Origin of the sequence: Aeromonas sp. QDB18 (assembly GCF_027705325.1) — a bacterium.
Lineage (GTDB): Bacteria > Pseudomonadota > Gammaproteobacteria > Enterobacterales > Aeromonadaceae > Aeromonas > Aeromonas caviae.
This window is the reverse complement of the sequence record NZ_JAPDBQ010000186.1, coordinates 1-6889: the sequence shown is the minus strand read 5'-3', so window position 1 is coordinate 6889 and position 6889 is coordinate 1. Positions and strand designations below refer to the sequence as shown.

Genomic DNA, 6889 nt, shown 5'->3' with positions numbered 1-6889 from the left:
TGTTTGGAGACAGCCAGTTTACCAGCACCCTGTCTGTCAACTTCCACTTCCCCAAGATCCCGCGAAGAACCTAAAAAAGGGCCTTCTGTTTCAGAAGGCCCTTTGTCATTTATGCAAACAGCAGTTGGGTCAGATAACCCATCATGACGGCCATCCCCAGTATTACGGTCAGGAACGCCACAATCATAGGTGTTCTGAACATCGACTTGAGCAGGATCACCTCGGTCAGGCTGGCCCCCGCACTACCGATAATCAGTGCCATCACCGCCCCCATGCCCATTCCTTTGCCCAGCAATACCGATGCCAGAGGGATAACGGCTTCTGCCCGGATATAGAGTGGAATACCCACAACTGCGCTGAATGGGATCGCCAGCGGGTTGTCTACCCCGGCGTGGGCCGCTATCCACTCGGCGGGGATGAAACCATAGATAAATGACCCTATCAGCACCCCCAGCAACAAGTAAGGCAGCACTTCTTTGAATTGTTGCCAGGCATCGATACGCGCTTTGGCGAAGGCCGTGGGAATGACTGGGGCCTGGGTCAGTGCCGCAGTGCCATCTGCGCAGCAAGAGACAGTTGGCGCGGCCTCATCGGGTTGCGCAGTACAGCAAGATGCCTGAGCTTTTAGCGGTTTGACGGACTTGATAGCATTGCTTGAGCAGCAGGCTGTTGCACTCACACTTGCAGGTTCTTGTGTAGTGGTGTCACAACCGGTGCCACAGCTGCTTTGCTTGGCCTCTTTGGGGTCAATGACATGACGCTCAAACCCCAGCATGTCCAGCAGCATACTCGCCAGTACAGAAACGCCTGCTGCAATCACGGCATACAGTACCGTCACTTTCCAGCCGAAAGTGGCCCACATCAAGCCGATGATGATCGGGTTGAGCAGCGGCGAGACAAACAGGAAGGTCAGGGTTGGCCCAAAACCGGCTTTGGCAGACAAGAGTCCGCGCAGCATAGGAATGGTTGAGCAACTGCAAAAAGGGGTCAATGCCCCCAGTACCGCAGAAATCAAATAGCCTCTGCCTTTTCGTGCCCCCAGCATGGCTTGAATCTTGGCGTCGGGTATCTTCTGGCGGATCAAGCTGACCCCGGCACTGATCACCAGGAACAGTACAGAGAGCTCAAAGGCCAGGAACAAAAACATCTGAGATGCATCTGTCAGCATGGTTAACCAATCATTCATCTTCATATCCTCTTTGATTTACTACATTTCCAGAATAATCGAACAATTGGGGTGGTCAAGATATTTCTGGTATTATCGAAATATGTTTCATCAAGGAGAGCGAGCTATGGAGTTGGAAGAGGTTGCCAAGGCATTGAAAGAGCTGGGTCATCCGACCCGTTTGTTCATTTTCAAGCATTTGGTCAAGGCGGGAGAACAGGGCCTGCCTGTCGGAGAGTTGCAAAAGCAGCTCGCCATTCCCGCATCGACCCTGAGCCACCACATTGCCGCACTGGTCTCGGTGGGTCTGGTCAAGCAGAACCGGGAGAGCCGTACTCTGCTGTGCGTCTCTCAATACGAAGTGCTGGAAGAGATCATCGCGTTTTTCCGTGAAGAGTGTTGTGTAAACAGCACCTGTACCTAAATAAATCAATGGCAAGGTCTGGGTGGGTTGATCATTTCAACTATTCTTGTATAGTTGTACTCATGAAATGAATGAAGAGGTTCAAATGAATAAAGATACAGCCACTAAAGTCTTCGAGTCTCTCGCATCCGGTATCCGCCTCGATGTATGGCGTCTGCTGGTCAAGGCAGGGCTGGAGGGTATGGTCGCTGGCCAGCTTGCCAGTGAACTGGATATCGCCCCGAACACTCTTTCATTCCATCTGAAAGCCATGCTGCATGCAGGCCTTGTCTCGGTGGAGCAAGAGGGCCGTTTCTTGCGTTACCGCGCCAATATTCCCCTGATGCTCGACTTGATCGGTTACCTCACCGAAGAGTGCTGCTATGGCAATCCAGAGCAGTGCTCGGATATGCGCAGCGCGGCCAATTGTACCCCTGAGGTGCTCCCCCCCGTTCATACCTGCACCAACAAGGAAAGTTGCTCATCATGAATATCTTGTTCCTATGCACAGGCAACTCTTGCCGTTCCATTCTGGCAGAGGCGACCTTTAACCACCTGGCTCCAACCGGTTGGCATGCCATGAGTGCCGGTAGTCAGCCAACCGGTGAGGTACATCCTCGTTCACTGGCGTTATTGACCCACGAAGGTATCGACATCAGCGGATTGCACAGCAAATCTTGGCATGAGCTGCCGGTGACGCCAGATGTTGTGATCAGTGTGTGTGGTAACGCGGCCAATGAAACCTGTCCTGTCTATTTGGGGCCTGTATTGCGAGCCCACTGGGGCGTAGATGATCCCGCTCATGTGACCGGCAGCGAGGAGCAGATAGCGCTCGCCTTTCACTGTGCATACTCGACGCTGAGAAAGCGTATCGAAGCCCTCTTGTCGCAGGATGTATCCCGTTTTTCCAATGATCGCGAGGGGCTGAAAGCAGCTCTGGATACGATTGCCACCGAGATTAAGTGAGGAAGAAATCATGAGACTGATACAGGTATTCGACCCTGCCCTGTGCTGCTCCAGCGGTGTATGTGGCGCAGATGTTGACCAAAATCTGGTGATCTTTGCTGGTGATGCCGAGTGGCTCAAGCAGCAGGGTGGCTCTTTATACCGATTCAACCTGGCACAACAGCCTCTGGTCTTCGCTGAAACCCCGGCAGTATCTTCCTTCTTGGAACTGACAGGGGAAGAAGGATTACCGGTGACGCTGGTTGATGGTCAGGTGGTACTCACTGGTCGTTATCCCAGCCGCGCTGAGCTGATCCGCTATGCAGGACTGGAGTTGCCGAAAGCACCAGAAAGCGATGGTGCCGACGTTGAACAGCCAGAAGCTGAGTCCAACAAAGCCGGGGCCATCAAAGGGATCGTCAAGAGTGGATGCTGCTCCGGTAGCAGTGGTTGCTGCTAAGCACCATCGTGTGGTTGGAAAGATCTCTGTTTGCTTTATGGCCTCGTTCTTCCTGATAGGAGTCTCTCATGTCCCCGTTTCTGAACTACTCGTTTCTCAATGATTCGCCCCCATTTCTCTTCTTCACCGGTAAAGGTGGGGTGGGTAAAACATCGCTGGCCTGTGCCAGTGCGGTTGCCTTGTGTGACAGTGGCAAACGGGTACTGCTGGTCAGCACGGATCCGGCTTCAAACGTAGGCCAAGTGTTCGACACCCAGATAGGGAACCAGATCACCAGGATCCCGCAAGTCGATGGGTTATCAGCACTGGAGATTGACCCGCAAGCCGCCGCGCAAGCCTATCGCGAACGTATCGTTGGCCCAGTGCGCGGCAAGCTGCCCGAAAGCGTGGTACGCAGTATTGAAGAACAGCTCTCCGGTGCCTGCACCACAGAGATCGCCGCCTTTGACGAGTTCACTGCGCTCTTGACCGACAGCAGCCTGGTGGGGGAATACGACCACATCGTGTTCGATACGGCACCGACCGGTCACACCATCCGTCTGTTGCAATTGCCGGGGGCATGGAGCGAGTTTCTGGAGCAGGGCAAAGGCGATGCTTCCTGTCTGGGGCCATTGGCTGGACTGGAAAAGCAGCGCAGCCAATATGCTGAGGCCGTTGCAGCACTCTCTGATGCCGGGAAAACACGGCTGATCCTGGTCGCCCGCGCGCAAGCCTCGACCCTGCGGGAAGTGGCACGTACCCATGACGAACTGGCGACCATCGGTCTTGCCAATCAGCAACTGGTTATCAATGGCATCTTCCCGCAAAGCGAGCTGGTTGATGATCCCTTGGCAACAGCCGTATGGCAACGTGAGCAGCAGGCTATGGCTGATATGCCAGCGCTGCTGGCAAGTTTGCCACAAGACAGAGTGCCGCTGTTAGCGACCAATCTGGTGGGCGTGGACAGCCTGCGCCAGTTACTGGGTGCAGCATCGGTCACTGGGACTTATGAGGTTGAGAGCGCAACCACTGAACCACACCCCGGATTGAAGCAACTGGTCGATGAGCTGGCCAGCGATGGCCACGGGCTCATCATGCTGATGGGCAAGGGCGGTGTGGGTAAAACTACCCTGGCTGCGGCAGTGGCGGTGGAGCTTGCTAGTCGAGGCCTGCCGGTTCACCTGACCACCTCAGATCCCGCCGCCCATTTGGGGGAGACACTGGCAGGGGCACTGCCCAGCCTGGAGGTCAGCCGTATCGATCCCCACGCCGAGACCGAGCGTTACCGTGCTCAGGTGCTGGCTACCAAGGGGGCGAGTCTGGATGCCCAGGGTCGCGCACTGCTGGAAGAAGATTTGCGTTCCCCCTGCACCGAAGAGATTGCCGTGTTTCAGGCCTTCTCGCGGATCATTCGCGAGGCTGGCAAGCGCTTCGTGGTGATGGATACGGCGCCCACTGGCCATACCCTCTTGCTGCTTGATGCGACTGGTGCCTATCACAGAGAGATCGCCCGTCAGATGGGTGGCAAAGGGCTGCACTTCACCACCCCCATGATGCAGCTGCAAGACCCGAAACAGACCAAGGTGATGATCGTCACCCTGCCCGAGCCCACCCCGGTACAGGAGGCGGCCAACTTACAAGCTGACCTGCGCCGCGCCGGTATCGAGCCATGGGCCTGGGTAGTCAATCACATGTTGGCCCCGGCCAGTGTCACCTCGCCACTGCTGGCCCAGCGAGCGTATCGCCAGCAGCCCCATATCGAAGCGGTCAAGCAGGAGCATGCCAAGCGTTATGCCGTGGTGCCCTTGCAAGCTGTCGAGCCGGTGGGCGTGAAAGCGCTGCAAGATTTATGTCACCCCATCTACAAGGAGATGTGAGATGCAACGTCCGTTCAATGTGCTCTTCCTTTGCACCGGCAATTCGGCCCGCAGCATCATGGCGGAGGCGCTACTCAACCGGCTCGGTCAGGGCAACTTCAAGGCGTTTAGTGCTGGCGTCTCCCCGAAAGGGGAGATACACCCACTGACCCTTGAATTGCTGGCGCAACACAATCTGGACACCAGCACCCTGCGCAGTAAAGGCTGGGAAGAATTTGCCCACCCAGATGCCCCCAAGATGGATTTTATCCTGACGGTATGTGACCAGGCGGCAGGCGAGCAGTGCCCGGCATGGCCGGGGCAGCCCATCACCGGCCATTGGGGCTTTAGTGACCCGGCTGCCGTGACAGAGAGTGATGCGGCGCAATGGGCGGCGTTCAACAAGGCTTATCACGAAATCGGCAACCGACTGCGGATCTTTCTGAGCCTGCCACTGAACAAACTGGATCGCATCTCGCTGCAACAAGCGATGCGTACCATCAACCTATCTTCACCCACCTAACGTTCTCAATGAGACATGGAGTCGCTGTTTATCATGCACCCGTTTGACATCCTGAACCTGGATAATGGCGCCCGCCTTATCTTCACCCCCTGCCCTGGCACCAAGGAGGCTTCCTTGCAAGCCTCCCTCAAGACCCTGCAAGCCGCAGGGGCAGATGCGGTGGTCACCATGATGCCCGATGCCGAGCTTAGCGAATTCAAGGCCGATAGCTTGCCCGCAGAGTGCGCCGCGTTGGGGCTGGCCTGGTTCCAGCTGCCGGTAGAGGACGATTGTGCCCCCGAAGCGCCCTTTGCCGCTGCCTTTGCCAACCACAAGGCAGATCTGCTGGCGCGTCTGGCGGCGGGTCAGACCCTGGCCATTCATTGCCGTGGCGGCTCGGGTCGTACCGGGCTGATGGCGGCCATCTTGCTGCTGGAGGCGGGCTACGCCCCCACACAGGTCAAGTCGCTTGTGCAAGGGCTGCGCCCTAAGGCGCTGACCCTGGCGCCCCACGTTCACTACCTCAATACCCACTACTCATTCGCCGGTTAAGGAAAACAGCATGACTATCAAAGTTGGTATCAACGGTTTTGGCCGCATGGGCCGTCTCTCATTTCGCGCCGCCTTCGACTGGGCGGATGTGGAGTTTGTGCGCATCAATGACCCGGCTGGCGATGCCGCCTCTCTGGCACACCTCATCACCTTCGATTCAGTCCATGGCCGCTGGCATCATGAAGCCAGCAGCGATGGGGACGAGATGGTGATCGGTAACCATCGCATCCTCTGCACTCGCAACAAAGAGATCGGTCAGACTGACTGGTCTGATTGTGATGTGGTGATCGAGGCTTCCGGCAAGATGAAAACCAAGGCCCTGCTCAATGCTTATCTAGCGCAAGGGGTGAAGCGTGTTGTGGTGACAGCTCCGGTCAAGGAAGAAGGTGTCCTGAACGTCGTCATGGGAGTCAACCACCACCTCTACGACAAGGCGCAGCATCCCATAGTGACGGCTGCCTCCTGTACCACCAACTGCCTGGCGCCAGTGGTGAAGGTGATCCATGAGCAGCTCGGCATCAAGCACGGCTCCATGACCACCATTCATGACATCACCAACACCCAGACCATTCTGGATGCCCCCCATGCTGACCTGCGCCGTGCCCGCGCCTGCGGCCTGAGCCTGATCCCCACCACCACGGGTTCTGCCACCGCCATCACCCATATCTTCCCCGAGCTCAAGGGCAAGCTGAACGGTCATGCGGTGCGGGTGCCGCTCGCCAACGCCTCCCTCACCGACTGCGTGTTCGAGGTGAACCGCCCTACTACCGAAGCCGAAGTCAATGACTTGCTCAAGGCTGCCGCTATGAGTGAGCTCAAGGGGATCATGGGCTATGAAGAGCGCCCCTTGGTGTCGGTGGATTACAAGACGGATCCGCGCTCCTGCACCATAGATGCACTCTCCACCATGGTGGTCAACGACACCCAGGTGAAGATTTACGCTTGGTATGGGCGTTGTTGCCCAAATCAGCTCGACCTGAATGGAACTTTTGGTGAAGCCCATGATCTGATCACCAAATCCCTCTTC

Annotated in this window: 9 protein-coding genes; 8 read left to right on the top strand and 1 reads right to left on the bottom strand. The window is 56.7% G+C overall.

Annotated elements, in window-relative coordinates; translation table 11 throughout:
• Positions 1 to 109 precede the first annotated feature (109 nt).
• A complete protein-coding gene (locus OKC30_RS19165; RefSeq protein ID WP_005303827.1) occupies positions 110 to 1186 on the bottom strand; it encodes a permease in 1077 nt (358 codons plus the stop codon).
• A 106-nt stretch (positions 1187 to 1292) separates the two neighbouring features.
• Here OKC30_RS19165 and OKC30_RS19160 point away from each other — a divergent pair, with 106 nt between their 5' ends.
• The 8 genes from OKC30_RS19160 to OKC30_RS19125 form a co-directional block, all read left to right on the top strand.
• The gene (locus tag OKC30_RS19160; RefSeq protein WP_005303829.1) at positions 1293 to 1589 is read left to right on the top strand and encodes an ArsR/SmtB family transcription factor; all 297 of its coding nucleotides are present in this window, start codon (positions 1293 to 1295) and stop codon (positions 1587 to 1589) included.
• 85 nt (positions 1590 to 1674) lie between these two features.
• Positions 1675 to 2058 carry an ArsR/SmtB family transcription factor gene (locus tag OKC30_RS19155; protein WP_005303831.1) on the top strand — a complete coding sequence of 128 codons (384 nt, stop codon included), beginning with the start codon at positions 1675 to 1677 and terminating at the stop codon, positions 2056 to 2058.
• Positions 2055 to 2534, top strand: a complete 480-nt coding sequence (locus OKC30_RS19150) for an arsenate reductase ArsC (RefSeq protein ID WP_005303833.1) — start codon at positions 2055 to 2057, stop codon at positions 2532 to 2534. The genes OKC30_RS19155 and OKC30_RS19150 overlap by 4 nt, the downstream gene beginning before the upstream one ends.
• A gap of 10 nt (positions 2535 to 2544) precedes the next feature.
• Positions 2545 to 2973 carry an arsenite efflux transporter metallochaperone ArsD gene (gene arsD / locus OKC30_RS19145; RefSeq protein ID WP_005303835.1) on the top strand — a complete coding sequence of 143 codons (429 nt, stop codon included), beginning with the start codon at positions 2545 to 2547 and terminating at the stop codon, positions 2971 to 2973.
• Between the two features lie 68 nt (positions 2974 to 3041).
• Positions 3042 to 4829, top strand: a complete 1788-nt coding sequence (gene arsA / locus OKC30_RS19140) for an arsenical pump-driving ATPase (RefSeq protein WP_005303837.1) — start codon at positions 3042 to 3044, stop codon at positions 4827 to 4829.
• Between the two features lies 1 nt (position 4830).
• On the top strand, positions 4831 to 5331 hold the full coding sequence (locus tag OKC30_RS19135) for an arsenate reductase ArsC (protein WP_043163174.1): 501 nt from the start codon (positions 4831 to 4833) through the stop codon (positions 5329 to 5331).
• Between the two features lie 33 nt (positions 5332 to 5364).
• A complete protein-coding gene (locus tag OKC30_RS19130; RefSeq protein ID WP_224480018.1) occupies positions 5365 to 5862 on the top strand; it encodes a phosphatase domain-containing protein in 498 nt (165 codons plus the stop codon).
• A 10-nt stretch (positions 5863 to 5872) separates the two neighbouring features.
• The coding region (locus OKC30_RS19125; protein ID WP_270809750.1) for an ArsJ-associated glyceraldehyde-3-phosphate dehydrogenase at positions 5873 to 6889 on the top strand (1017 nt) is incomplete at its 3' end.